Raw genomic sequence first — 25,806 nt, 5'->3', positions numbered from 1 at the left:
GTGTGACGCTTTTAAATTATCGATTTTCAAGGTGCAATTTCAGCTTCAGATAAGCGTTAAATATCAGAGGATAAACGGTATGATATTTTTATAGAAAAATAGAAAAAAGATGAAATACAGAAAATAGAAATGGGGGAAATCAGAAGGATATGGGGACACGCGTTTGTATCCCGTTCACATTAGGGTTGACTAGTGAGCTGCGATGCCCAGGCTGTCCGCAGCTTCATCCAGCATGTCACGTTGACCGCTAATACATTGATAATAGAGTTCAGATGAGAGTTTGCCGTCGTATGGAACATCCATATACAGATACTCTTCGTCATAGGCGGGTAACTCAAACAGCACCAGCATGGTATCGATTAAGTCGATACGAGCAGTATCGCCTTCTTCGTAACCACCCTGGTAGTAGACATCATCGATGCAACTGGCGATGGTCTGAATCTTGAGAATTTCTTTGTCTGTCGGCTGCTCATCGGCGACAGCATTGGCGGATAATGACAACAGGCCCACGAAGAGACTGGATAAGATCGAGCGATGCATGATTTTTTTATAGTGATTTTTGATGCGCCATATTAAGCCAATATGTATCTCTTCAGGCCACCCCCTTTCTGTAAAAAGTTGTAACCTCAAGAAATAATAACCCGAAGAAAAAATGCAAATAGCAATCGATATTAATCACTAAGAGCTGCAATGGTCTCTACACAGACTTGAAATAGTCACTCATCAGGCGAGCCGACCATGAACGCGCGGACCAACCTTCATAATGCGCACAATGACTCCCCTTTCTCGTTGTCACCAGAATAACGTTGTCCATCGTTTTCATCCTGTCTCGCCAGGGATCCAGGTTGTTGATGTGGCAGATTGGATCGTCCTCTGCGTTGAGCACCATCAAGGGGATCCGAATATCCTCGAAGACGTTCATGGGATTCGTATTCTGGTCATACGACGGATAGTCATCGTACCCCGCTAACTCGTACAGTTTTTGATAGAGATCGCCGAGATCAGTAGCCGTCAGCAGGCTGTCTGCTGTCCGCAGAGAAGACAGCACACTCTCATTAGGGCAGACAAACTGGCGAACCATCTTCTTTGCCATGATACGGCTATATCGCGGATGCACATTGTCGAAGCAGGTGCCTGTGTCGTATCCGGGGCAATAAGCAAAGGCCGCTTTGAAGGGAGCATCGCCCCCCTCTTCTCCCAGGTATCGCACTAACAAACCGGAACCAGCTGATGTGCCCACAGCGTAAAGTGGAGAATCAGGAAAGCGCTCTCTTATATGAGCAAGCTGCCCACGAAAATCTTCAGTACAGCCCACCATGTTAAACCGTGGCGTTAACAATGGCAGCTGACCATGCCCACGCCGCAAACACAGCACGATTCGCCACCCCGTTTTTAACCCGAGATCGCGCACGAGCTCTGCCATGCTATCCGGACTACCACTGATGGTGTGAATTAATACGATCGTTGGTGTTGTTTCAGGTAAATCGTAGCCACTCCAATATAAAGCTGTCAGACCACCGTCCTGCATTGTCAGCTGTTCATGGTAATCGTAGAGCGATGCGCTTTCGTTGCGCCGCTGAAAGCCATACTTGCGCAGGCTATAAAAGATTAACTGGGTATGTGCATTAAACAACCAGGGAGTAGCCCGGTATGGCTTACTCAATATTCTGAGTGATTCGACCAGACGCTGGTTTGAAGCATTATTATCGTACGATACTGATGGATGATTTTCAGAAACTGGCTTCGTCGTCTGCATAATTCTCATTGCTTCTCTGATATAACTTTATCCAGCGGTGAGCGCAGCCACCGCTTACTGACAGCAACGATAGCATCTCATCCCCACACCACTCTGGTGTTAAATTGGGACAATTTACTAGCGCAAGGGGTCTGTTAGTGTCGACTGATCAGCCATGAAACAAAAAACTGGGCAAAAGCCCGGTTTTAAAGTGCGCTATTAAGAATCATCAGACTATCGAAGAGATGGAGTTTCATCAGAGTGACAGGATTTAAAATTGGTCGGGATGACAGGATTTGAACCTGCGACCACTCGCCCCCCAGGCGAGTGCGCTACCAGACTGCGCCACATCCCGACTTATGCTGCCACAAGCCTGTGAACAGAGCGCTTAAGTATACTTAAGTGCCTGAAAAGGTAAACTTTTTTTGGAATGCCCGTCAGAAGTCGGAGTCTGGGTTGAGCATATCTTCCAGCTCTTTCAACTCGCGTATCATGTTTTTGATCAGGGCTTTATCCATGGCCACCGCCTGCGACTCTCCGTTGTCTTCCAGCTTCTGTCTGGCGCCACCAATGGTGTAGCCATCCTGATACAGCAAAGCACGGATTTCACGGACGAGAATGACGTCCTGACGCTGATAATAACGACGATTACCGGCACGCTTGACCGGCTTGAGGGTTGGAAATTCCTGCTCCCAATATCTGAGAACATGAGGCTTCACATCGCAAAGCTCACTGACCTCACCAATAGTGAAGTAGCGTTTCGATGGAATGGGCGGTAGTTCGTTATTGTGGCTGGCTTCCAGCATAGGCTTCTACCCGGATTTTGAGCTTCTGCCCCGGTTTGAACGTCACGACCCGGCGAGCAGAAATAGGGATCTCCTCGCCTGTCTTCGGATTCCTTCCCGGACGCTGACGCTTATCACGCAGGTCGAAGTTACCAAATCCTGATAACTTCACCTGCTCATTACGACTCAGGCTATCGCGGATTTCATCAAAAAAGATGTCCACCATATCCTTAGCTTCACGCTTATTGAGACCAAGATCTTCAAACAGTTTTTCTGCCAGTTCTGCTTTGGTCAGGGCGGTCATGTTAACCCCTTAACGTTGCTCCTATGCTTTCAGAGAGGTGAGCCAAGACTGCTTCCACAGAGTTGTTCACTTCTTCATCAGTCAGAGTGCGTGAAGGATGCTGCCACGTCAAGCCCAAAGCGAGACTTTTTCTATCAGGATCAATACCTTTGCCGACATATACATCAAACAGGTTGAGCTTAGTGAGGTAATCCCCCGCTACGCTTCGGATTCCGTCGAATACCTGATCCACCTGAACTGACTGGTCTACAACCAGTGCCAGGTCGCGACGCATTTCAGGGAATTTCGAAATATCGCCATACGAAGGCACGGCAATATCACGGATGGCTTCAAGGTCCAGTTCCGCGACAAACAACGGCTGCTTGACCCCAACCTTTTTCTGAGTCGCTGGGTGCAGTGCGCCAATCCAACCAATTGGTTCGCCGTTCTTCAGAACGCGCGCTGTCTGGCCTGGGTGCAGTGCTGGATGCTGAGCAGACTCGAAACGATAAGCGGAGGCATCGCCGCCACGAGCTAACAGAGACTCAACGTCACCTTTCAGGTCGAAGAAATCTACCGGGGTTTCCTGCTCGCTCCAGCCCTGAGTCAGACGGTTACCGCACACCAGCATCGCCAGTGTTGGAGTCTGTTTCAGGCCATCAGCTTCAGGCACAAAACGCAGGCCGGTTTCGAACAGGCGAACGCGTGGCTGCTGACGCTTCAGGTTGTAACTGGCGGCAGACACCAGACCAGTCAGCAGAGTCGTGCGCATCACGCCCATGTCCGCTGAAATCGGATTCAGCAGTGGCAGAGCTTCACGCTCAGGGTCGAGAGCTTTCTGCAGTTCTGGTTCAACAAAGCTGTAGGTAATGGCTTCCTGATAACCGCGAGCAATGATCTGGCGACGCAGGTCGCGGATTGGCATACGGGATTCAGGTGCTTTTGCCAACGGCGTCGCCGCCGCAGGAACACGGGTAGGCAGACGATTATAGCCGTAGATGCGTGCCAGCTCTTCAATCAGGTCAGCTTCGATGGCCATATCAAAACGATACGACGGCGCTTTTACTGTCCAGCCTTCAGCAGTGGTTTCAGTGTCCATGCCGAGGCGAACCAGAATGTCGGTCACTTCGTCGTCAGCCATGGTCAGGCTCAGGACTTGCTCGATGCGCTTACGGCGCAGAGTAATGGTGGCTGCTTCAGGCAGTTTGTCTTCGGCAGTTACTTCTGTCACAGGACCCGCCTGACCACCGCAGATATCAATAACGAGCTGAGTCGCACGTTCCATCGCAGTATTGGCCAGGCTGTAGTCAACGCCACGCTCAAAACGGTGCGAAGAATCGGTGTGCAGGCCGTAGTTACGGGCACGACCAGCGATCGCAATCGGGTTGAAGAACGCCGCTTCCAACAGCAGGTCCCGGGTGTCGCCGTTTACACCGGAGTGCTCGCCACCCATCACACCGGCCATAGCCAGCGGTTTGCTGTGGTCAGCAATCACCAGAGTGTCTGCGTTCAGTTCGACTTCCTGGCCGTCGAGCAGAGTTAGCTTTTCGCCCTCTTCTGCCATACGTACACGGATGCCACCTTCTACCTGTGCCAGGTCAAAAGCGTGCATCGGCTGACCCAATTCCAGCAATACGTAGTTGGTAATATCCACGACAGGGTCAATCGAGCGGATACCGCCACGGCGCAGCTTCTCAACCATCCACAGTGGCGTTTCTGCTTTTACGTTCACACCTTTCACGATACGACCGAGATAGCGTGGGCAGGCATCTGCCGCAGTCACTTCGACAGACGCTTTATCATCAATTGATGCTGCAACGGCAGCCACGAGTGGCGGCTTCACTTCGGTACGCGTCAGCACGCCAGTTTCGCGCGCCAGACCCGCAATGCTCAGGCAATCTGCACGGTTTGGTGTCAGGTCGACTTCAATGATGGTGTCATTGAGGTTCAGGTATTCGCGGAAATCTGCGCCAACAGGGGCAGAATCCGGCAGCTCCATCAGACCTTCAGAGCTTTCTGCCATGCCAAGCTCTGCTTCGGCACACAGCATGCCGAATGACTCGACGCCACGCAGCTTGGCTTTTTTGATTTTGAAGCCTTTGCCATCTTCGGTTGGCAGAACCGCGCCGATTTTAGCGAAAGGAATTTTCAGACCCTCGCGCACGTTCGCCGCACCACAAACGATCTGGAAATTCTCAGTGCCATCAGTCACCTGACACAGGCTCAGTTTATCGGCATCCGGGTGCTGCTCACGGCTGACAACCTGTCCAACAACCACTCCAGAAAACTCACCGGCAACCGGCTCTTCTCCATCGACCTCAAGACCCGCAAGAGTCAGGTGATCGACCAGTTCCTGAGTCGTAATCTCAGGGTTAACCCATTCGCGTAACCACTGTTCGCTGAATTTCATTTCTTAATATCCCCTGAATTACTTGAACTGCTGCAGGAAGCGCAGGTCGTTTTCGAAGAACAGACGCAGGTCATTCACGCCGTAGCGGAGCATCGCCAGACGCTCAACGCCCATACCAAAGGCAAAGCCTGTGTATTCTTCAGGGTCAATATTCACATGTTTGAAGACTTCCGGGTGGACCATGCCGCAACCGCCGACTTCGAGCCAGCGACGCTTAGTGCCTTCCGGCGTTTCAATCACCCATTCAATGTCGATCTCAGCGGAAGGCTCAGTAAACGGGAAGTAAGACGGACGCAGACGGATCACCAGATCACGTTCAAAGAAGACGCTCAGAAACTCCTGAATCGTGCCCTTCAGATCCGCAAAGCTGATGCCCTTATCCACCAGCAGACCTTCGACCTGATGGAACATGGGCGAGTGAGTCTGATCGTAGTCGCAACGGTATACACGACCCGGGCAGATAATGCGGATCGGTGGCTCCTGAGACTCCATTGTACGTACCTGAACCGGCGAGGTGTGGGTACGCAGCAGAGTGCCTGCATCAAAATAGAAAGTGTCGTGCATGGCACGCGCCGGGTGATGCGAAGGAATATTCAGCGCTTCGAAGTTGTGAAAATCATCTTCGATCTCAGGGCCTTCAGCGACCTGATAACCGGCATTAGCGAAGAAGCCTTCAATACGCTCCAGTGTGCGAGTAACCGGGTGCAGGCTACCTTCCTGAACGGCACGGCCGGGTAGCGTCACGTCGACGGTTTCAGACGCCAGTTTGGCGTTGAGTGCTTCACTCTCGAGTGATTCTTTACGCGCATTCAAGGCGTCCTGAACTTTGCCACGCGCCTCGTTAATCACCGCGCCGACTTTCGGGCGATCTTCCGGAGCAACATTGCCCAGGTTTTTCATCAGGGCAGAGATTTCGCCCTTCTTACCCAGATACTGAACGCGTACCTGATCGAGTGCTGCCATGTCGCTCGAGGCAGCGACTGCATCCAACGCCTGTTGCGTCAGAGCCTCTAAGTTTTCCATCGTGATGATCCTGAAAGGTCATTTTTTGATTAAGTGCTTACCGGAATTCCCTCAGGGCATCCTATAGAAGAAGCTCTGGTAAGCACTGAATGTGTTTAATAACGCAAAAAAATAGGGGAGGTCTTTCAAAGAAAGCCACTCCCCTATCCTTTGGCCAGTCAAGCTAATGGCTGGCCCGGTTCCGCGTGCTCAGAAGAGCGCGGTGAAATTACAGGCTGGACTTGGCTTTTTCAACCAGAGCCGCAAACGCTGCTTTTTCATTCACAGCCAGATCAGCCAGAACCTTACGGTCAATTTCAACAGTGGCTTTTTTCAGGCCATTGATGAACTTGCTGTAAGACAGACCGTTCTGACGTGCACCAGCGTTGATACGCGCAATCCACAGCTGACGGAACTGACGCTTACGCTGACGACGGTCACGGTAAGCGTACTGACCTGCTTTGATTACCGCTTGCTTAGCAACGCGGAACACGCGACTGCGGGCACCGTAGTAACCTTTAGCCTGCTTCAGAATTTTCTTGTGACGACGACGAGCGACAACACCACGTTTTACACGAGCCATAATTTATCTCCTGACAGTCGATTAAAGATTAGGAAGCATACGAATAACAAGCTTCTTGTCTGCAGCGTGCAGCTGAGACATACCACGCAGGTGGCGCTTACGCTTCGTGCTCTTCTTAGTCAGGATGTGGCTGCGGAAAGCATTACGGTGCTTGAAACCGTTCGCAGTCTTTTTGAAGCGCTTCGCAGCGCCGCTCTTAGTTTTGATCTTAGGCATTTTCATACTCCTGAAAGTTATGAGACGTACAGAAACTAAGACCCTGTACAATCTCTGCCGTAATAACGCCTGCCCAACTCAGGCCGACGCAGCGTCTGGCAGAACGCACAAACCCCGGCAAGCGCCGGGGTCTGCGTATTCATTTGAAAACCAGACTACTTCTTTTTGGATGGGCCGATGACCATGATCATCTGGCGACCTTCCATCTTAGGACGCTGTTCTACGCTGCCGAGTTCTTCGAGATCTTTCTCGACACGCATCATCAGTTCCATACCCAGGTTCTGGTGCGCCATCTCACGACCGCGGAAACGCAGCGATACTTTCGCTTTGTTGCCCGCTTCGAGGAAGCGCTTCAGGTTACGCAGTTTGATCTGATAGTCGCCTTCTTCCGTACCCGGACGGAATTTGACTTCCTTAATCTGCACCTGGTGCTGTTTCTTTTTGGCTTCGGCTTTCTGCTTCTTCTCTTCGTAGAGCTTCTTGCCGAAGTCCATGATCTTACAGACGATCGGATCGCCATCTGAAATCTGAACCAGATCCAGTTCGGCTTCTTGGGCGGCCTCAAGGGCTTCGCGTAAAGAAACGACGCCTACTTGCTCGCCGTCTGCTCCGATTAACCGGACTTCGTTTGCACGAATCTGGTCGTTAATGGGGGCACGATTATCACGTGCTCCTCTTCTATTATCGCGTCTGATGATCAGTTCTCCATTCCAAACCGGCCGCGTTCTGCAATCGCCTTCTCGAGGATGGCAATAAACTCGTCGACACTCATTGTACCGAGGTCTTCACCCTTACGGGTGCGCACTGCGACAGTGTTTGTTTCTTTTTCTTTGTCCCCCACCACGAGCTGGAAAGGGACCTTGTGTAAAGTATGCTCGCGGATTTTAAAGCCGATCTTCTCATTTCTCAAGTCCGCATCGGCCCTGAAGCCCGCAGCTTTGAGTTTTTCGGCGATTTCCGTGCAATATTCGGCCTGACTGTCTGTGATATTCAGGATTGAGACCTGCTTCGGAGACAACCATGGCGGCATTGCGCCCGCGTAGTGTTCAATCAGAATGCCGACAAAACGCTCGAACGAGCCAAGAATAGCACGGTGCAGCATAACCGGCGTCTTACGCTCGCCATCTTCGTCGACGAACTGAGCACCGAGACGCTCTGGCAGCATGAAATCAAGCTGAATCGTACCGCACTGCCATACACGGCCGATGCAGTCGCGCAGAGAGAATTCAATCTTAGGACCGTAGAACGCACCTTCACCCGGTTGGAGTTCCCAGTCGAGGCCGGCGTCGTTAAGAGCATCTTCCAGTGCCGCTTCAGCTTCATCCCAAAGCGACTCTTCACCAATACGACCTTCCGGGCGCGTTGAAAGTTTCATTTCAACCGCGTCGAATCCGAAGTCTTTGTAGACGTCCAGAGTCAGCTTGATGAAATCAGAAGCTTCCTGACGGATCTGGCTGTTCGAGCAGAAGATGTGTGCATCATCCTGAGTGAAGCCACGCACACGCATAATGCCGTGCAGCGCACCGGATGGCTCATTACGGTGGCAGCAACCAAACTCAGCCAGACGCAGCGGCAGTTCACGATAAGACTTCAGACCCTGATTGAACACCTGAATATGGCATGGGCAGTTCATCGGCTTCACCGCGTAGCTGCGCTTCTCAGATTCCGTAGTGAACATGGCATCTGAGTAGTGTTCCCAGTGGCCAGACTTCTCCCACAAGGTGCGATCAACAACCTGCGGGGTCTTGATCTCCTGATAACCAGCATCGTTCTGAACTCTACGCATGTACTGCTCGAGTACCTGATAAATGGTCCAGCCGTTCGGATGCCAGAACACCATACCCGGCGCTTCTTCCTGCAGGTGGAACAGATCCAGCTGCTTCGCCAGTTTACGGTGGTCGCGCTTCTCAGCCTCTTCAAGACGCTGGAGATACGCTTTCATTTCTTTTTTGTCGTTCCACGCAGTACCGTAGATACGTTGCAGCTGAGCGTTCTGAGAATCTCCACGCCAGTAGGCGCCAGACACACGTTGCAGCTTGAAGATACGCATAACACGAGTATTCGGTACGTGCGGACCACGACACATATCTGTGTATTCTTCATGGTGATACAGGCCAACCGCCTCTTCACCTTTTTCGATCAGATCGTCGATCAACTCAACTTTGTAGTCTTCACCACGATCAACAAACACGCGGCGTGCGTCTTTGATCGGCGTCATCTTCTTGATGACTTCGTAATCCTTCTTGATCAGCTCTTTAACACGCTTCTCGATGGCTTCGAGGTCTTCGGGTGTAAATGGACGCTCGTAATCAATATCGTAATAGAAGCCGTTTTCGATCACCGGGCCAATGGCCATCTTAGCCGTTGGGTACAGCTGCTTAACGGCATGACCAACGAGGTGAGCGAATGAGTGACGGATAACTTCCAGACCTTCTTCGTCGCGACCGGTGATCAGAGTGACATCGGCGTCATCGGTGATCAGCTCACAGGCATCGACCAGTTCACCGTTAATACGACCACATACGGTCGCTTTGGCGAGACCAGGGCCAATATCTTCGGCAACTTGCATCAGGGTAACGGGTTGATCGAACTCGCGTTTGGAGCCGTCTGGAAGGGTAATAACAGGCATAGTAAATCCTTGTCAGTGGTGGCCCCCACGACAGGCCACATGAATGTAAAGACCGAGTACTCTACAGGTCGGAAAAATCCCTGTAAACAGTTGATGCCTGCGGTTTACTCACTCTGGAATAGCCTTTCGTGCAATAGCCCCCTGAGGAAGTGAATCAACCAGCTTTGTTATTGGCTGAACCGGTACGCGGTTATAGATAATACCCCCACGCGGATAGCTTCCCGGCAATGGCTTAAACTTCACTCGCTCATCCAGAAAGGCCTCGACCTCTTCGCTGGGGGCGAGACGCTCCATTCCAGAACTCCACCTGTCATCGCCATCCTCTGGTTTCCTGAAACTACTCATGTAGAGTACATGTTTAGCAACCTTCAGCTGCTCCGGAGTAAACTCAATTACCGGACGCCTCTCCGACGGTTCTATTGTTCGAATGCGGTCCCGTTCAGCTTTCATCTCTTCACAAAGTTCAAGCTTTACGGAGTCCATGATCTGGTGCATCAGATCAAGGAAGGTGTCGGGGCGAACCCGCTCTTCGATTCGATAGGCGTTAGGGCCATGCCAAGAAGAGCGTTCAATTAGAAATAAACAACTTAGATACCGATCATGAGAAATAGGGGTAGCCCATGTAACAGCATTAGCTGTATCTGAAAGCTGCTGTTCCTCTGTGTACAGCCAGTCAGTACCATTTCTATTCACCCACTGACTATTGATAGGACCTAAAACTTCCGGCCAGCGATCAGGATTCGAATCCAACGGTGCGGCGGTATACCCCTCTGACGTTGCGGCGTAAGTACAGAGCTCTTCGTTTCTTAGTAGCTCTCTGGCAAGAACCCAGTTATCGAAGAGACTTTCGTTCGCTGGCAGGTCACCTACCCGTCTAATATCCACAATGCAATTGAGGAACCCGCAATACCCCTCTATCACTGGGATACCTCGAAACTCCCAGCTGCTTGAATATACCCTCAGGCGACTCAAAGACTCTATCTCACACTGATTCCAAGTCAATTCCCGTTCGAACCCTGCATCACTAGCAGCATTGAAGTGATTTGGTTCTTTATTCCATGAGCCCCCGTGCGCTGGTTTAGGGTTTGGAGCCATAAAGGAAAGGCTAGCAAGGCCAAGGTCTTTGCTAACATGTTTTGCCGTTCTAAAAGAAGGACCTTTAGGGTATTTCTCCGTACCAAATAGTCTCATCGAATCAAGAAACCTTGTTCTGCAATTTAGTCACCAGTTGCTCGAGGAGACAGTATCCGGTTCAGAAATTCACCTTCTCTTCAAGGGACGACTGCGGCTGCGAATCTAAAAGCCTGGTAATCGGTAACACAGGCACACGGTTATAAATAATCTCACCGCGCGGATAGCTTCCCGGTAATGGCTTAAACTTCACACGCTCATCCAGAAAGGCCTCGACCTCTTCGCGGGGGGCGAGACGCTCCATTCCAGAACTCCACCTGTCATCACCATCCTCTGATTTCCTGAAACTACTCATGTAGAGTACATGTTTAGCAACCTTCAACTGCTCCGGAGTAAACTCAATTACCGGACGCCTCTCCGACGGTTCTATTGTTCGAATGCGGTCCCGTTCAACTTTCATCTCTTCACAAAGTTCAAGCTTTACGGAGTCCATGATCTGGTGCATCAGATCAAGGAAGGTGTCGGGGCGAACCCGCTCTTCGATTCGATAAGCGTTAGGGCCTTCAATAGAATAACGTCTGATTACAAACCGAAAACACACATAATGCTGATGAGTAATTGGCGAGATCCAATTGATAGCATAAGCGGTATCAGTCAGCTGCTGTTCTTCAATGTACAGCCAGTCATTACCATGCTTATTCAACCACTGACTATTAACAGGCCCTAAAACATCCGGCCATAGATCAGGGTTTACGTCGAGAGCGGCCTCTGTATAGCCCTCTTCAGTTCTTGCATAAATACACAACTCCCTATTAGTTAACACCTGATTTGCCAATACGCTAAAATCAAACAAACTCTCATTAATCGGGAGGCCATCTACCGCATGGACATCAACAAAACAACTGAGATATCCGACGCGAGGCTGGATAATTGGAAAGCCATTAAAACGCCAGTTATTCGAGTAAAGCCGCTGCCAGCGCATACCTTCGATAACTTTCTTATCCCAAGTTTCTGCCAACTCAAAGCGCGCTGGAGAATTTAGATCAACTGAGCCTGGCTCCTCCTCCCAGCGCCCTCCAAAAGCCGGCCGAGGGGCTGGTGCCTTGAATTCCAGTGAGCTACATCCCAAGTCTTTACAGATAAGCCTTGCGGAGCGAAAACTAGGCCCCTTGGGGAGTTTCTCAGTACCAAATAATCGCATAATCCTCAGAAGACCTTATTCTGAACTTTCTTCGCTAATGTTTTGAGTGGCTCAACAGGGCTTCTATGGTAGCCCTCGGTCAACGTAGGTGCACTGGCCAGAATAGCGCCCAACACTACAAGGGCAAATCCTGGTGTCGTGCCTAAGGCCCCCACTAATCCCCCGACTGCCATAGTATTCTTGCTTTGTGCGACGACATCATAGGCCGTACCAACGAATTCACTTGCTATTTGGTCCCTCGGAGTATGATTGACAAGCTTATTAAGAGAGCACGCTACCGTCGCACCACCGAACCTCTGGCCACCAATAACCTGGGCTAGTCCCGGAGAAGAATTGAACCACTTAGAATCACGCACATCCATACCAATAGCCCGCCGAGCGATATCTGCTTCATAGTGGCTGCTAGTGTGATCGCTAAGAAAAATGCGCTGCGTTCCTTTCAAGTCAACATTGGCTTGCTTCAAACATCTCATTGCCTCGGTCAAAACAGCCGAACCACCACGATGACTCGTCCACTCGACGCGCAACCCTCGCTGGTGTGCATCTTTCATATAACTAGCTAACACCCGCCCCGCCTTAACAACATCTTCTGAGGGAGTCCTCTTCCCGAGACGCCTTACAAATTCCCAGCCAGCCTTACCCGCTTTGTGTTGCGGTGTATAAAATAACTCGAAACCAGACGCTTTAAGCTTATCTATTACAGCAGGGTCACCTTTTGATATGTGATCAGGAAGTATTTCAGCAGCTTCTCTAATGCCGCCACAATAGCCGTTAATACCTATTTGTAAGGGCTTCTCTATAGTTCCGCCTCTCTGGCTTGCAGCCTGGAGGTTATATGAAGGAGTAGAGGCAACCTTCCATGACCCATTCTCAGCGTCCGCCTCAACATTCCATAGACCGGGCTCAGTTACCTTACGAGCGCTTTGCCTCACAACCCGAATATCTGTGATCGTAATATCGGTCTGCGAGAGCCCCATATTCAGCTCATATTCAATTTCGAAACCTGGGCCCGAAATGCAACGGGTCGATGGGGAGCCGTTACGAACATAAGAATTCACTGGAACGGCACTACTACGAAGGCTGTTAACTGCACTTATTACTGCCAGAGCATGATACCCAGTACTGCTTTGCTCTTGCGAGCTCGCCTGAAAGTTCTGAAGCAACTTTTGCATTTGCTCGTCAGCGAGGATCTGACGACCAGAGGCTTGAGGCCCGAATGGAGATAGCTGGAACTGGGAAAGATTGGAAATGACCGGTGAACTCACGTTACACATCCTTATGCTCTAAGTTAGGGCATTGATACTATCAGGCCAACTATTTCTTGCCTATAGTTTTGCTGGGCTAAACTGTTTTGAACTCAGCCCGCCACTTGCCCGGTGTTTTGCCCGTTGCTTTACGAAAAGCCCGGTTGAAAGGCGCCTGCTCTGAGTAGCCAAGCAGCAGAGCGATTTCACTGAGGGTCAGGTGCTTATCCCGCAGATATACCTGCGCCAACTCTACCCGCACCTGCCCCAGCAGATCCCTGAAGCCAATACCCGACTGACGCAACCTGCGCAGCAATGTGCGCTCTGACATCGCCAGTCGAGAAGCAATTGCGCTCTGGTCGGCGTCACCCAATGGTAAACGCTCAATGATGAGTTGCCGTACGGTATCCGCAAACCGCCCAAGGTCGGGCATGTTTGCCAGTGCTGCGGTTGCCTTTTCATTTAATGCCCTGAACGTGACATCGTCGTGGCTGACCAGTGGCAGTGTCAGCACATTGGCATCGAACCAGAGTGCATTCGCACTGGCGCCGCACACGAGGCTCCCACCTAGGTGGCGCTCGAACAGATCGCTGGCGGGCACGTCGTTCCACCAAGTTTCCGCACGTTCTATTGTGAGTTCGCTCTGCCCCGTCATTCTTCGCAAGAAAGTCACAAAGCCGCCGAGGATCACCTGATCCGATACACGCGTCGAGCCGCCAAAGCTCGTATCCCACACCAAGCCAGCAAGGCCGTCTCTCAATTCGAGCCGGGCCTTCGGACCTTCATAGAGCAAGGTCTGAAAGCGCTCAAAGTACTGAAAAGCCTCCAGAACCGTCTGACATGACAAGGTCAGGTAACCAATGACGCCAACATGCTCAGGGCCGACTCGGCGAGCCAGATCAATCCCAATCGAGGATGAGCCTAAACCGTCGCGGACGCTGTCCAGCAACGCCCACCATTCATCGAAGGTCAGGCGTCGAGCGCCACCCTCACGGCTCAGTACCGCCGGCACAGAGCGGCGCTGCTCGGAGACGTACGACGACACCAGAGACATTAAGTCCCCGGTGACAGACAGCCCGGCTAAACGAGAATCCCGCTCTTTCATACGCCGCGCTCTTTTAGAAGCACTCGTGCACAATTGTCATAAGTTGTTGATCCTCGCTGAGTAAGAATGTCTGAAAATATCAATTAAGAGTCTGAAAATATCAATATAGCCCACAACGACTGCGCTAATCTATCAGCATCAAATAAGAAAGCTGGAGACACTGATGGAAGACTTACTGCGCGCACTGCTATTTATTGGGCTGTTTGCCGGTGTGTTCATCGGAACCATGGTCATTGAAAACCTCTGGGCCAAACGTCGTGGGGTTACTAAGCTCTATCACTTCCCTGAAACCTTCACCAATCTGATGACAGGTGCGTCGTATAAAATCGTCGACGGCATCGCCATCGCACTGTTTATTCAGCTGTTTTACGACTGGGTGTATCAATTTGGCTTTCAATGGAACCCAGAGGTCGGCGTTGTCAGCATCATCGCTCTGATTCTGTTTATCGACCTGTGTATGTATGCCGCGCACTACCTGATGCATAAAATTCGCTGGTTCTGGAATGCGCACGTAACGCATCACAGTTCTGAGCACATGAATTTCTCGACGGCACTGCGGCAGAACTTCACCTATGCATTTTCAGGGACCTGGATTCTCTGGTGGATTCCTGCCGCGTTTGTCGGTTTCGATAAAACCTGGACCTTAATCGCGATCGAGGCCAATCTGGTTTATCAGTTTTTCCTGCATACCGAGCAAGTCCGGACGCTGGGTTGGGCAGAAAAAATCTTCAATACTCCGTCACATCACAGAGTGCACCACGGCAGCAACCCTGAGCAGATTGATAAGAATTTCGGCGGTGTACTCATTATCTGGGACAAACTCTTCGGTACGTTTCAGGCAGAAGAAACAGCCGGCGAAATTGTCTATGGCGTCAAGCGTATGCCGACCAAGCCGAATAATCCTTGGCATGCGCAAGTGTATGATTGGCAGAATATGTTCCGGGATCTGAAAAAATACAAAGACCCGAGAATTATGTGGAAGCACCCGGACTGGGTAACGGAAAAATACGGTGAGCATCAGTCTGCCGACCAATAACGAACCCTCTCTTCCTGATGATAGGATGTCGACAAGGTACGCCACGTCATCAGGAAGACCAAATGAAATAAGACCGTCACCCAGCAGTTTTAAAACTGACATCCTTGGCGTCTAGCCTGAACCTCCCTGTTTTCCAACTGATATGGAGGTTAATAATGAAATCCCTTCTGACCTACGCTCTGGCATCTCTGATGCTGGTTGCCGGCTGCGCCACCCATGCTGGCCCTGACCACCGCAACAGCCATTTTGGTAAATGGTTCTTCGGTAAATTCTCTGAAACCCAGATCGGCCCTCGCCCTTTTTACCTTGTTGAAGATATGGACGAAGGCGAACTCAAAGATAAGCTGAAAAGCTGTGACACTGGTCCTTTCTTCCAGAGCCGCTTCTCAATCGGCCACCGTGGTGCACCTCTGCAATTTCCAGAGCACACGAAAGAATCCTACGAAGCGGCGGCAAAAATGGGCGCAGGCATTCTTGAATGCGACGTAACCTTCACGAAAGATCGCGAGCTGGTGTGCCGCCATTCACAATGCGACCTTCACACCACAACGAATATTCTGGCAACGCCACTGGCTGAAAAGTGTTCAGTACCACCTGAATTCGACAGCAATGGCATGCTTACCAATGCAGCGGATATCACCTGCTGTACCAGCGACATTACCCTCGCTGAATTCAAAAGTCTGCAGGGAAAAATGGACGCGGCAGACCGCACGGCAACCACCATTGAAGGCTACATGAATGCCACAGCAGACTACCGCACAGACCTCTACGCATCGAAAGGTACCCTGCTGACCCACGCAGAAAGCATCCAACTGTTCAAAGAACTGGGCGCCCACTACACACCTGAACTGAAATCCCCTTCGGTAGAGATGCCGTTTGAAGGCGACTACACCCAGGAAATGTACGCTCAGCAAATGATCGACGAATACCGTGATGCGGGTATCCACCCACGCAAAGTCTGGCCGCAATCGTTTAATTACGAAGACGTAAAATACTGGATTGATAACACCTGGTATGGTCGCCAGGCGGTTTATCTCGATGGCGTTTACGATACCAGCGTGACACAGGCACAGATGGAAGAATGGGTTGATGAAGGCCTACGCGTTCTGGCGCCACCTATGTGGATGCTGCTGAACGTGAACAGCGACGGCGACATCGTACCTTCACAGTACGCGATCAATGCCAAAGCAGCGGGCCTGAAACTGATCGCCTGGACACTTGAACGCTCTGGTCGCCTGACGGACAACGGTGGCTGGTACTTCCAGTCGGTGAATGGCGATGATGGCGGTATGGATGTGATCGATAACGACGGTGACGTTATGACAGTGCTGGATGTTCTGGCTCAGGATGTTGGCGTTATCGGCGTTTTCTCTGACTGGCCAGCGACCACCACTTACTATGCAAACTGCATGAACCTCTGAGGCTCACGCGTATACCACGCGTAAACACTAATGCGCTCCTGAGAGAATTGTTCAGGGGCGCATTAAACTAATAAACCGTCCGCGACCTGGTGAGACACCTCTTCCCCGCACAGCTTTGTCACCAGAGCTAAAGCAAACTGCATTGCACTACCGGGCCCCTGGCTGGTCATTATATTGCCATCGATAACAACCACCTCATCACTCGGCATGACTCCGACCGTTGTCAGATCTTCTCTGAACCCGGGATAAGCCGTCGCTGATTTGCCTTCGAGTAAACCATGACACGCCAGAACAACGTATGGCGCAGCACAGATGGCTGCAATCAGTTTACCGCTACTGTGTTGTTGTTTGAGGAGGGAGACGAAGGCTTCGTTATCCGAGAGATTCTGCGCGCCCGGCATACCGCCCGGCACCATAATCGCATCCCAGTCTTCTGCGACACACTCACCAATGAGCTTGTCTGCAACCAGACGGACACCTCTCGAGCACTCCACTTCATGGCCTGGCGCCACCGAAGCCACCGTGACGTCGACCTCCGCTCGGCGCAGCACGTCGATGATAGTGACGGCTTCCAACTCTTCGGTACCGTCTGCGATACCGATCAGAACCTTCTTGTTCATTTCACACCTCGGGCTGAAGAATTACCGGAATGCAGGCCAGAATCACAATGCACCAGAATACCTGCGCTTTTGTTATGGCCTCTCTGAACAATAACAAACCACCTAATAAAGCTCCAACAATGCCGACACTGCGTTTGACGGTCTCAACAATCCCCGCATCCAGACCATCGAGCGCAAGCCACTGAAAGACAACAGCACCGACAAACACCAACAGTGCTGGTATCAGCCTTAACGCCTGGCCCTGTAATCTTGCCGGGGTTTTCGTCGCAAAGGCGTAACTCGCAATCAATAGCGACCCTAACGTTGTTTGCACGACACCGTGAAAGAAAGGCCCACTGTGCTCCAGCGCCTGCTTATCAAAGACAATACCAACGCCCCAGCCAAAGCAGACCAGCAACATCAGAAGAAAAGGCTTTCCCTTAACATGGTGCAAACCGCCCTGCGCACCACCGATCGCCACCACGGTAACCAACATGGCGAGCCACTGGTAGACGCTCAATGACTCATCCAACAGCCACCCTGCAGCCAGGGTCGAAATCACAGGCGTCAGGGCCAGCACCGGAATAACCTTAGCCACATCCCCCAGTTTGAGCGCCGTAATAAAACCAACCGCGGCCATCGCCGCAAGTACTGCAGCTACCAAAGACGGAAGCCAGTATCCAGCCGACACGGTGGAATCTGAGGCTATAAAATACGCCGCAAGATATAGAGGGATCGCCCCGACATTGAATGCCAGAGTCAGCGCCAGAGGCGTTTCGTTGGCCACCAGTTTCTTACGTGAGAGATCAAACAACGTCCAGCAGATGGCTGAAATAAAAAGAAAGGCAATCGACATACTACATCCGCGGTGTTTTTAAACCGGCCGCTCTACGCAAACGGCGGGACAGGCTGTCCACGATAACATTCAACGCTGCTGCGACAAGAATCAGGAAAAACGCTTTATCGAAGCGGATCTCCTCAAACGCAGAGTCAACATAAAAGCCCAGCGTCGCAATACCCAACACGCCCATCATGGCACTCTCACGCATGATCACTTCCCAACGATAAAACAGCAGGGCCAGAAACGCCGGGTAACGCTGAGGCAAGTCCTGATAAAAATAGCGCGCTAACCCAGAGGGGGAATCCAGCCTCTGTTGAGAAGACGCATCCTGACTGTGATTAGCAAGAAGAAACGCTATTAAGCCGCCATTATGCAACGCCAATGCGAAAATCGCTGGCAAGGCCGAAGGGCCAAACAGCAACATAAACAGATACGCCAGCATCAGCTCAGGGACAGACCTCAATACCAGAAGTTTAAACCGCCCTACCCAGTAATACCGCCCGACAAGCCAACGACTGGCGAATGGATACCAGGCCAATGCCATTACCCCACTGAGCACCAGCGCCGCTTGTGTAATAGCAATCGTCTGTATCAGTGCAGGCCCAACTTCATCAGCCAGTACATTGCCGTACCAACTCATCGCGCCCGGAAGGTCGCCGTTCAGTAGTGGGTTGGGCCATAAATCCTGAGTAAAAAACTGCCACACGAAACTCGCATTCACGGGCGGCGTTTCCGGCAACAAAAAAACAGCACCCAACAGATAGGCTGGCAAGAGCTTTTTATAAAACCAGAGCCTGACGGAGCCTATCAATAACAGAAACACCCAGAATACCGCCGCCGCTTCGCTGTAGTCGCCCTGACGGAAGGCAGTCTCCAGATGAAACCCTAATGTTGGCAGGCCGATAAAGCCCAGAATCGCACTCGACCGCAATGCGCACTCAAAGCGGTAACGGATATATGAGCCCATGGCTGGCCAGGCCTGTGGTATCCATCCATAAAAGAAACGGCTTAAACGACTGGAGCCTGCAAGTGTATCGACCGTCGCAGAAGACTGCTGATGAAAGATATCTGAAAAGACTTTCGCAAAAATGCCTGCGAAAGGAATAATAATCGCCAACAAGCCCGTTAATGCACTGAGACCAAATACCTGCATAAACAGCAGGCCCCAGAAAATTTCATGCACCGAGCGGATAACGGCAGAAAATACTCTGACCACACGCCAGTGAAACCAGATGGCCAGTAACACGCCTAAGGCTGCCGACACTGCCACACCGAGCAAGGCAAAACTGACGGTATGCAGTGCAGACATCAGAAGCTCATTCGCGTCCGGCCAGAACGGCGTCACCATTCCCCAGCCTATGCGGGTAAACTCTTCCCAGGGGTCAGGCTGATACAGAAAAATATCGGCGAAGAACAAAGAAACAATGGCAACAAGCACAAACCACAGACTCAGGTCCCGAAAGCGTGCGCCGGTAGATTTTTTGCCTTTAGGCTTTTCAGCTTTAGACTTTTCACCTTTAGCTAGGGAAACACTCTTACCGCCCATGTCAGGCATCCTGATAAACGGTTTCGAGGGTACTGAGATCCAACTCTGCCGCTTGCCAGTCGCCGAAAATGCGACCGTCTTTTAAGGCAATAATGCGATCAAAATGCTTAGCCGCTAATTCCGGGCTGTGAATGGCAACGATCGCCGTCGTATGTTGCTGAAGCACGTGCATCAATAATTGTTCGCCCTGCTCGGGGTCAAGCGAAGACACGGGCTCATCACCCATAAATATAGACTTATTGCGATACAGAGCACGCCCGAGCGCAACACGCTGGCGTTGCCCGCCAGACAACTGATCCGGCGAGTTCCAGAGTTTATCTTCGATACCTAAGGTACGCGCAACGCGAGCAACTTCTTCACGACGAACAGCCCAAGGGCGAATGAGGTTGATAAGATTATAAAGCGTCGAAAAGCGGGATAACCCGCCCATATAAATATTCTGATAGGTGGATAACAGGTCCACCAGACCACTTTCCTGCGGGCACAAAGCAACGGCGTCAGGCTGCTGCTTCCATAAAAGCGAAAGCAGCGTTGACTTACCCGCACCCGATGGGCCCACGAGAGCGACTTTTTCACCGTCACGAATTTCCAGACTAATGTCGTGCAGCACAAGCTGATCATCGTGCGCAAAAGACGCTCCAGTAAGCTGGAACATGGCCTGACCCTGCATGATTAATCCAGCAGGCCGATGGCTTTGCCTGTGCGTTCAATCGGGGCATAGTCATCGTTGCTCGCAGGAACAAACGACTTACGCGGGAAGCTCGCGAGCAGATCTTCGTCTTTCATATCCAGCAGCGCGGTTCTGACTTTTTCTTTAAAGCCCTCGCCATAGCGGGCGTCGACATCACCACGAATCGTCCACTGATAATCCGGATAGGTAGGCGTCGTCCAGATCACTTTAACTTTATCTGTGTCGATCTTGCCTTCTTCCACTTCGGTATCCCAAACGCTGTAGTTCACAGCACCGACCTGATACACACCACTCTGTACCTGCGCAATAGTACGGCTGTGATCACCCGAGAAACCCACGCGGCTGAACAGCTCATCAGGGGATGCATTGAAGGCTTCACGAATAAAGAATTCAGGCATCAGGCGGCCAGAGGTAGACCCCTTTGAACCAAAGGTAAACGTCTTGCCTTTAATATCCTCTGGCAGTTCATCAGATGCGTCGATCTCAGTGCTGGTGTTAGCAATGATGTAAGTTTTAAAGAACTGATCTTCATAGCCTTGAGCAATAGCTTCAGACCCCTCAACCAGTGCGCGCGCCTGTACACCAGACAAACCACCGAACCAGGCCAGCTGTACCTGATCATTGCGGAATGCCGTAATCGCCGCAGGATAGGATTTTACCGGGATGTATTTTACATCCACGCCCAGCTGCTCTGACAGGTAGTCTGCCACTTTACCGAAGCGTGCATTCAGACGGCTTTCATCGGCGTCAGGAATGGCCGTAAAGGTAAAGGTTTCGGCGACGGCTGCCGCACTCATCAGTAAGCCTGCTGCGGCTGCAAAAACAGAACGTAACATCATTATTTATCCTTTTAGATCAGATACAGAAAGAGAGTTCAGATAATCGCGCACTTCATCGAAAGAGCCCCGCATGGCCAGGCGCCCCTTTTTACGGGACAGCTGGTATTGATACATAGGGTCGTAATATTGCTCAAGCAGATGACCAATCCATTCACGATGTAATTCAGGATTGCCCTGCTCGTGTTGATGAATAGCGTGTTCGAGCAGCTCGGTGATCGCGCGGTGGCGAACCCCGCCAAGGCGCCGCTCCACTTTACTCATGCTCTGACGCAGATCATCAGCGAACGCCGCAAAACCCTCGTCGGTGCCAAGCGCCTGCTGCCACTCGGTTAATTTATTCAGAATGTAATTGTTATAACTGTGCTCAACGCGGGACTCGAAGCTCGCTTCAACGATCACAAGCGATGCCTTCGCCATTTGGTTGCGTAAGGTTTCAGGCAATGCACAACGCCCGATTAACAAGCTCTCATCTTCGAGAATAACCGGCATATCCGCTTTAAATTCTTCGTGACGAAGGAAATCAACCGCGAGAGCATTTTCAAAGCCGATCTGTGCAGGCTGGCCACCCGGGCGTTTACCAAACGTACTGCCTCTGTGATGCGCCAGACCTTCAAGATCAACACTGGCCGGAACCTGCTTCAGTAATTCAGTTTTTGCACACCCCGTCTGCCCCGCAACCACGACCAGAGGTTTCTCAACCACAACACGTTCGAGAGTATCGATCAGGAAACGTCTCATGGCTTTGTAGCCGCCGGTAATGCGCGGGTATTCGCAACCCGCCTCTTTCAACCATTGCTGCGTAATCTGACTGCGCAGACCTCCGCGAAAACAGTACAGGTACCCTTCCGGGTTAGATTGAGCGAACTCAAGCCAACGCTGAACGCGCTGCTCTTTGATATCACCGGATACCAACTGATGGCCGAGTTTAATAGCTTCGTCCTGGCCTTTCTTTTTATAGCAGGTTCCGACTTTCGCACGCTCCTGATCCGTCATTAACGGCAAGCTGACCGTGTGGGGAAAAGCACCCTTTTTAAACTCCAGCGGCGCACGGGTATCCATCATCGGAGTGTCCGATAAGAACAGTGTTCTGAAGTCAGCAGTATCCGGGCGGCTCATTATTAACTTCCTGTTTTAATCGTCACGCGCACGGCTGAGCCAGTGGCAGAGACAAGTTCACCAATGCACTCATTCTGCAAGCCTTCTTCGGCAAGAATCGCCTCGACCTCGGCTGCCTGATCAGGGCGCACGGCAATCAATAAACCGCCGCTGGTCTGAGGGTCACAAATGATGGCGCGCTGCTCGTCTGTCATTTCTGAAAGCTTCTCGCCGTAACTCTCAAAATTACGCCCCGTACCACCAGGCATAGAGCCCTGTGCGATGTAGTCTTTCACCGGCGCCATCACAGGCAGCGCATCATAGTTAATCTCAGCGTCTACGCCACTGCCCTCACAGATCTCCAGCAGATGCCCGCCGAGGCCAAAGCCGGTGACATCCGTCAGTGCTTCAACGCCATCAACGGCAGAAATTTTCTCACCGACCTTATTAAGGATGCACATGGTGTCACGCGCCAGAAACTCATGCTCTGGCTTTAAAATTTTCTTCTTCTGCGCAGTGGTCAGCACACCGACTCCCAAAGGCTTCGACAGATACAGCTTACAGCCAGCCGTCGCCTGATCGTTCTGCTTCAGCTTATCGATATCAACGATGCCGGTAACCGCCAGACCAAAGATCGGCTCTGGCGCATCAATGCTGTGACCGCCAGCAAGCGGGATACCGGCATCGGCACAGGCCTGACGGCCACCATCGACAACACGCTGAGCTACCTCTGGCGCCAGCACATTCACCGGCCAGCCGAGAATCGCAATCGCCATCAACGGCTTACCGCCCATGGCATAGATATCCGAAATCGCGTTGGTCGCGGCAATACGACCAAAATCGAACGGATCATCCGCGATCGGCATAAAGAAATCCGTGGTACTCAGTACCGCCTGGCCGTTGCCGATATCGTATGCAGCGGCATCATCCTTCGAGCTGTTACCCACCAGCAGATTCGGACTATCAGGCAGCGTCAGCTGAGACGCCAGAATCGTATCCAGCACCTTAGGCGAGATCTTGCAGCCACAACCCGCGCCGTGGCTGTACTCAGTAAGACGGATAACAGATGAATCAGACAAGACAGAACCCCAGTTCATACAGACGAAGGCCGCATGATACCTGAGGGCCGTGAAAGGTTGTAGGCGCGCTTCAGCCAGCTTGCCTGGCTATGCGCGAAAAACTGACAACGCCATGAACCCTGTAGGAGGGAAGCTTCTTCCCGACAACTTCCCCACAAGAATCGATATCGCAGGCTAAGTCACCAAACTCCTCGTGAGACACGTTCCCTGTGGGAGCGAATCAGCCGGAGGCTATTCGTGATAACACCGCGAACATACCTCGTAGGAGCGCGTCAGCCAGCCTGCCTGGCTATACGCGAAAACCTGGAAGGGCTACCCCTTGTAAGAGGGAAGCTTCTTCCCGACACCTTCCCCACGAGAATCGATAACACAGACTAATTCACCAAACTCCTTGTGAGTCACATTCCTTGTGGGAGCGAATCAGCCGGAGGCTATTCGCGATTACGCCGTGAACATCGCCCCCTGTAGGAGCGCTTCAGCCAGCTTGCCTGGCTATGCGCGAGAACCGAATAAACCCTATTATATCCAGCTGCGTGGCCTATCCGTTTCAGTTGCAGGTTTATTGGGATAGGCTTTGCAACATCACAGCCTTACCAGACCAATTGGAAAGCTCTGCTGTTCTAAGCCCATTCGGTCTTCCATGAACCAAAAAGAGTTTGATTGTTGCTGCTCTCATTCCGTTCTCCTTAAGCAGAACCAGTAGCGTTTCCTTGGGGGAATTTGAGCACCAAGACTTAGCGCTCTCTCGAATTTATCAATGGTTGCTGGAACATATCCGTCCATCCAACCATCATTCGCTAACTTCAACCACAACTCCAATCCTAGCTGTTTTGAATTTTCATACCCTGCCAATTCAAGGTCTTTAAGAAAGACGTCTGGGTCATAGGCCATATCTTCTGGCTCCCAACTTCGGCCACAACGACGTAGTGCCTGAGGGTCAATAAACTCTAGCCCCTGAGTAACATTCTTAAGATACTTTCGGTCTACAACTGATCCATTGACGTGGCATCCATTCCGGCATGCTATTGACACACACGCAGCAAGGTAGGCCCGGCACTTCCAGTAATCGTACGACCACGTTCCGGTCAGGTGAAAACGCCTAATAGGTTCATTACCCAAATAACCTATCCTTTCTTCGATAAAGAACAGTGCGTCAGAGCGCGGGCTCTTCGACGATGGAATAATAACTTTCCCCCAGAGTCGGCCGGCCTCGTCTGACTCACGAGCCAACCTCTGAATAAATTGCTCGAAATCTGCAGGGTATTTGTAGAAATGATGAACTTCATAAATCTCGTCAGAAACGCCATCCAGCCACTCACGCCGCACAGCGAATAGATCACAAGCATCTTGTAAAATCTGCTCAGTAAGTTTTTCAGTTAGAGCTTCATCGCTGCTTACGTCCTTTACCGTCAAACCATGATCAAAGAAACGTGGAATCTGATTTCGGTGTACACCGTGATGCTCAAATAGCGCTATAAAGCGCGTTGGTAGCGTCGTTTCAGCTGCCCAGCGACCATACTTTTCGATAGTCTTTTCACGCTCTTCTCGTTCACGTTTCCACTTCAGAAAACGCAGAAAATATTCCCAAGCCTTGAATAACGTACTCACAAAAACAACTTCCCTGCCATTTGATCTAATCGCTCTTTCGTGCTTTCCCAGTTCGGCATGACCTGCCCCATCAGACGATAAAACCGCTCACTGTGATTGTGTTCAGCGATATGGCACAACTCGTGGAGAATCACATAGTCGATGCATTCCCGTGGGGCTTTTACCAGATACGGATTCAATGTAATCCTGCCATTAGGCGAACAGCTCCCCCATTGAGTCTGCATAGTGAGCACTCTCATCGGTGGTCGTTCTTCAACCCAAAGCGCTTGCTCCAATACGGCATCCAGACGCTTGGAGAAGGTTTCTTTTGCCCGCAGCCGATACCAGTCTTTTAAAAGTCCAGAGACTTTGTCCTGTGACTTACTTCTGACCGTCACTTCTATCGAACCGCGCAGCAGTTTTACTGACTGCTTCGCCTCAGAATCTTCAATCACTTTGAGCAGGTATTGCTTACCCAGATAGTAGTGGCTCTCGCCGCTCACAAACTGACGTGGCTGATAGTCTGCCAACTGTGTTTTAAATTCTGAAAGCTGCTGATAAATCCACCGGCCACGCTTTTTAACAGCAGATAACACCGAGTCACGGCTCGCGGCTTCTGGTGCCAACGCAACTACCTGGCAATCCGGGTGTACTTTGATCAATACTTTTGAGCTTTCGGACTTTCTGGCCAAGCGGGTGAACGAGATCTTTTCATCCCCGTAATAAAAGCTCATTAACTCGCCCTTGG

The 25,806-nt window shown here is 51.3% G+C and carries 25 protein-coding genes and 1 tRNA gene; 2 read left to right on the top strand and 24 right to left on the bottom strand.

Features of this window, described 5'->3' with window-relative positions; all coding sequences use genetic code 11:
* Window positions 1-189: 189 nt before the first annotated feature.
* From B3007_RS04875 to B3007_RS04805, 15 genes are all read right to left on the bottom strand, one after another.
* Window positions 190-540 carry a hypothetical protein gene (locus B3007_RS04875; protein ID WP_301376630.1) on the bottom strand — a complete coding sequence of 117 codons (351 nt, stop codon included), beginning with the start codon at window positions 538-540 and terminating at the stop codon, window positions 190-192.
* A 157-nt stretch (window positions 541-697) separates the two neighbouring features.
* Window positions 698-1,756, bottom strand: a complete 1,059-nt coding sequence (locus tag B3007_RS04870; protein ID WP_301387362.1) for a YheT family hydrolase — start codon at window positions 1,754-1,756, stop codon at window positions 698-700.
* Window positions 1,757-2,013: 257 nt separating this feature from the next.
* Window positions 2,014-2,090, bottom strand: a tRNA-Pro gene (locus B3007_RS04865).
* Window positions 2,091-2,172: 82 nt separating this feature from the next.
* Complete coding sequence (locus B3007_RS04860; RefSeq protein ID WP_068440582.1) at window positions 2,173-2,541, bottom strand: MerR family transcriptional regulator; 369 nt, start codon at window positions 2,539-2,541, stop codon at window positions 2,173-2,175.
* The gene (gene ihfA, locus B3007_RS04855) at window positions 2,519-2,824 is read right to left on the bottom strand and encodes an integration host factor subunit alpha (RefSeq protein ID WP_068440580.1); all 306 of its coding nucleotides are present in this window, start codon (window positions 2,822-2,824) and stop codon (window positions 2,519-2,521) included. The genes B3007_RS04860 and ihfA overlap by 23 nt, the downstream gene beginning before the upstream one ends.
* 1 nt (window position 2,825) lies before the next feature.
* Window positions 2,826-5,213 (bottom strand): phenylalanine--tRNA ligase subunit beta, encoded by a 2,388-nt coding sequence (gene pheT / locus B3007_RS04850; RefSeq protein ID WP_301376631.1) that lies wholly within the window; start codon window positions 5,211-5,213, stop codon window positions 2,826-2,828.
* 18 nt (window positions 5,214-5,231) lie between these two features.
* Window positions 5,232-6,236, bottom strand: coding sequence for a phenylalanine--tRNA ligase subunit alpha (pheS, locus tag B3007_RS04845; RefSeq protein WP_068441522.1), 1,005 nt, complete (start codon window positions 6,234-6,236; stop codon window positions 5,232-5,234).
* A gap of 208 nt (window positions 6,237-6,444) precedes the next feature.
* The gene (rplT, locus tag B3007_RS04840) at window positions 6,445-6,798 is read right to left on the bottom strand and encodes a 50S ribosomal protein L20 (protein ID WP_068435564.1); all 354 of its coding nucleotides are present in this window, start codon (window positions 6,796-6,798) and stop codon (window positions 6,445-6,447) included.
* A 21-nt stretch (window positions 6,799-6,819) separates the two neighbouring features.
* Window positions 6,820-7,014, bottom strand: a complete 195-nt coding sequence (gene rpmI / locus B3007_RS04835; RefSeq protein ID WP_068441519.1) for a 50S ribosomal protein L35 — start codon at window positions 7,012-7,014, stop codon at window positions 6,820-6,822.
* Between the two features lie 155 nt (window positions 7,015-7,169).
* Window positions 7,170-7,709 (bottom strand): translation initiation factor IF-3, encoded by a 540-nt coding sequence (infC, locus tag B3007_RS04830; protein ID WP_076514722.1) that lies wholly within the window; start codon window positions 7,707-7,709, stop codon window positions 7,170-7,172.
* A gap of 2 nt (window positions 7,710-7,711) precedes the next feature.
* Complete coding sequence (gene thrS, locus B3007_RS04825; RefSeq protein ID WP_076514721.1) at window positions 7,712-9,643, bottom strand: threonine--tRNA ligase; 1,932 nt, start codon at window positions 9,641-9,643, stop codon at window positions 7,712-7,714.
* Window positions 9,644-9,751: 108 nt separating this feature from the next.
* Window positions 9,752-10,528 carry a hypothetical protein gene (locus B3007_RS04820; RefSeq protein WP_139325762.1) on the bottom strand — a complete coding sequence of 259 codons (777 nt, stop codon included), beginning with the start codon at window positions 10,526-10,528 and terminating at the stop codon, window positions 9,752-9,754.
* A gap of 367 nt (window positions 10,529-10,895) precedes the next feature.
* Entirely contained in the window at window positions 10,896-11,975 is a 1,080-nt protein-coding gene (locus B3007_RS04815; RefSeq protein WP_076514719.1) for a hypothetical protein, read from the bottom strand.
* A 5-nt stretch (window positions 11,976-11,980) separates the two neighbouring features.
* Window positions 11,981-13,240 (bottom strand): hypothetical protein, encoded by a 1,260-nt coding sequence (locus B3007_RS04810; protein ID WP_076514718.1) that lies wholly within the window; start codon window positions 13,238-13,240, stop codon window positions 11,981-11,983.
* A 76-nt stretch (window positions 13,241-13,316) separates the two neighbouring features.
* Window positions 13,317-14,324: an AraC family transcriptional regulator gene (locus B3007_RS04805; RefSeq protein ID WP_084188684.1), complete on the bottom strand. Its 1,008-nt coding sequence runs from the start codon at window positions 14,322-14,324 to the stop codon at window positions 13,317-13,319.
* Window positions 14,325-14,487: 163 nt separating this feature from the next.
* On the opposite strand from B3007_RS04805, the gene B3007_RS04800 reads away from it, so the two are divergent.
* Together B3007_RS04800 and B3007_RS04795 are read left to right on the top strand one after the other, a co-directional pair.
* Window positions 14,488-15,360, top strand: a complete 873-nt coding sequence (locus tag B3007_RS04800) for a sterol desaturase family protein (RefSeq protein WP_076514716.1) — start codon at window positions 14,488-14,490, stop codon at window positions 15,358-15,360.
* A 155-nt stretch (window positions 15,361-15,515) separates the two neighbouring features.
* The gene (locus B3007_RS04795; protein WP_301378544.1) at window positions 15,516-16,781 is read left to right on the top strand and encodes a glycerophosphodiester phosphodiesterase family protein; all 1,266 of its coding nucleotides are present in this window, start codon (window positions 15,516-15,518) and stop codon (window positions 16,779-16,781) included.
* 62 nt (window positions 16,782-16,843) lie between these two features.
* Here B3007_RS04795 and B3007_RS04790 read toward each other — a convergent pair whose 3' ends face one another.
* From B3007_RS04790 to B3007_RS04750, 9 genes are all read right to left on the bottom strand, one after another.
* Window positions 16,844-17,401 carry a DJ-1 family glyoxalase III gene (locus B3007_RS04790; protein ID WP_076514714.1) on the bottom strand — a complete coding sequence of 186 codons (558 nt, stop codon included), beginning with the start codon at window positions 17,399-17,401 and terminating at the stop codon, window positions 16,844-16,846.
* A gap of 1 nt (window position 17,402) precedes the next feature.
* A complete protein-coding gene (locus B3007_RS04785) occupies window positions 17,403-18,236 on the bottom strand; it encodes an EamA family transporter (RefSeq protein WP_076514713.1) in 834 nt (277 codons plus the stop codon).
* 1 nt (window position 18,237) lies between these two features.
* Complete coding sequence (locus B3007_RS04780) at window positions 18,238-19,767, bottom strand: PhnE/PtxC family ABC transporter permease (protein WP_301378542.1); 1,530 nt, start codon at window positions 19,765-19,767, stop codon at window positions 18,238-18,240.
* Window position 19,768: 1 nt separating this feature from the next.
* The gene (locus B3007_RS04775; protein WP_301378540.1) at window positions 19,769-20,422 is read right to left on the bottom strand and encodes an ATP-binding cassette domain-containing protein; all 654 of its coding nucleotides are present in this window, start codon (window positions 20,420-20,422) and stop codon (window positions 19,769-19,771) included.
* 17 nt (window positions 20,423-20,439) lie between these two features.
* Window positions 20,440-21,297, bottom strand: coding sequence for a putative selenate ABC transporter substrate-binding protein (locus B3007_RS04770; RefSeq protein ID WP_068435873.1), 858 nt, complete (start codon window positions 21,295-21,297; stop codon window positions 20,440-20,442).
* Window positions 21,298-21,300: 3 nt separating this feature from the next.
* Window positions 21,301-22,413: a tRNA 2-selenouridine(34) synthase MnmH gene (mnmH, locus tag B3007_RS04765; protein ID WP_068441499.1), complete on the bottom strand. Its 1,113-nt coding sequence runs from the start codon at window positions 22,411-22,413 to the stop codon at window positions 21,301-21,303.
* 2 nt (window positions 22,414-22,415) lie between these two features.
* Complete coding sequence (selD, locus tag B3007_RS04760) at window positions 22,416-23,453, bottom strand: selenide, water dikinase SelD (RefSeq protein ID WP_301378554.1); 1,038 nt, start codon at window positions 23,451-23,453, stop codon at window positions 22,416-22,418.
* 690 nt (window positions 23,454-24,143) lie between these two features.
* Entirely contained in the window at window positions 24,144-25,079 is a 936-nt protein-coding gene (locus B3007_RS04755; RefSeq protein ID WP_301378538.1) for a hypothetical protein, read from the bottom strand.
* Window positions 25,076-25,792 carry a M48 family metallopeptidase gene (locus B3007_RS04750; protein WP_217693571.1) on the bottom strand — a complete coding sequence of 239 codons (717 nt, stop codon included), beginning with the start codon at window positions 25,790-25,792 and terminating at the stop codon, window positions 25,076-25,078. The genes B3007_RS04755 and B3007_RS04750 overlap by 4 nt, the downstream gene beginning before the upstream one ends.
* Window positions 25,793-25,806 lie beyond the last annotated feature (14 nt).

Origin of the sequence: Thalassolituus sp. UBA675 (assembly GCF_002297765.1) — a bacterium.
In the GTDB taxonomy this organism is placed as follows: domain Bacteria; phylum Pseudomonadota; class Gammaproteobacteria; order Pseudomonadales; family Oceanobacteraceae; genus Thalassolituus.
Note: the sequence above shows the minus strand (reverse complement) of the source record. Positions and strands in the feature narration are given on the sequence as shown.

Coding starts and splice junctions, on each gene's coding strand:
- B3007_RS04875 (WP_301376630.1), bottom strand. CDS start 540: ATGCATCGCTCGATCTTATCCAGTCTCTTCGTGGGCCTGTTGTCATTA.
- B3007_RS04870 (WP_301387362.1), bottom strand. CDS start 1,756: ATGCAGACGACGAAGCCAGTTTCTGAAAATCATCCATCAGTATCGTAC.
- B3007_RS04860 (WP_068440582.1), bottom strand. CDS start 2,541: ATGCTGGAAGCCAGCCACAATAACGAACTACCGCCCATTCCATCGAAA.
- ihfA (WP_068440580.1), bottom strand. CDS start 2,824: ATGACCGCCCTGACCAAAGCAGAACTGGCAGAAAAACTGTTTGAAGAT.
- pheT (WP_301376631.1), bottom strand. CDS start 5,213: ATGAAATTCAGCGAACAGTGGTTACGCGAATGGGTTAACCCTGAGATT.
- pheS (WP_068441522.1), bottom strand. CDS start 6,236: ATGGAAAACTTAGAGGCTCTGACGCAACAGGCGTTGGATGCAGTCGCT.
- rplT (WP_068435564.1), bottom strand. CDS start 6,798: ATGGCTCGTGTAAAACGTGGTGTTGTCGCTCGTCGTCGTCACAAGAAA.
- rpmI (WP_068441519.1), bottom strand. CDS start 7,014: ATGCCTAAGATCAAAACTAAGAGCGGCGCTGCGAAGCGCTTCAAAAAG.
- thrS (WP_076514721.1), bottom strand. CDS start 9,643: ATGCCTGTTATTACCCTTCCAGACGGCTCCAAACGCGAGTTCGATCAA.
- B3007_RS04815 (WP_076514719.1), bottom strand. CDS start 11,975: ATGCGATTATTTGGTACTGAGAAACTCCCCAAGGGGCCTAGTTTTCGC.
- B3007_RS04805 (WP_084188684.1), bottom strand. CDS start 14,324: ATGAAAGAGCGGGATTCTCGTTTAGCCGGGCTGTCTGTCACCGGGGAC.
- B3007_RS04800 (WP_076514716.1), top strand. CDS start 14,488: ATGGAAGACTTACTGCGCGCACTGCTATTTATTGGGCTGTTTGCCGGT.
- B3007_RS04795 (WP_301378544.1), top strand. CDS start 15,516: ATGAAATCCCTTCTGACCTACGCTCTGGCATCTCTGATGCTGGTTGCC.
- B3007_RS04790 (WP_076514714.1), bottom strand. CDS start 17,401: ATGAACAAGAAGGTTCTGATCGGTATCGCAGACGGTACCGAAGAGTTG.
- B3007_RS04785 (WP_076514713.1), bottom strand. CDS start 18,236: ATGTCGATTGCCTTTCTTTTTATTTCAGCCATCTGCTGGACGTTGTTT.
- B3007_RS04780 (WP_301378542.1), bottom strand. CDS start 19,767: ATGGGCGGTAAGAGTGTTTCCCTAGCTAAAGGTGAAAAGTCTAAAGCT.
- B3007_RS04775 (WP_301378540.1), bottom strand. CDS start 20,422: ATGTTCCAGCTTACTGGAGCGTCTTTTGCGCACGATGATCAGCTTGTG.
- B3007_RS04770 (WP_068435873.1), bottom strand. CDS start 21,297: ATGATGTTACGTTCTGTTTTTGCAGCCGCAGCAGGCTTACTGATGAGT.
- mnmH (WP_068441499.1), bottom strand. CDS start 22,413: ATGAGCCGCCCGGATACTGCTGACTTCAGAACACTGTTCTTATCGGAC.
- B3007_RS04750 (WP_217693571.1), bottom strand. CDS start 25,792: ATGAGCTTTTATTACGGGGATGAAAAGATCTCGTTCACCCGCTTGGCC.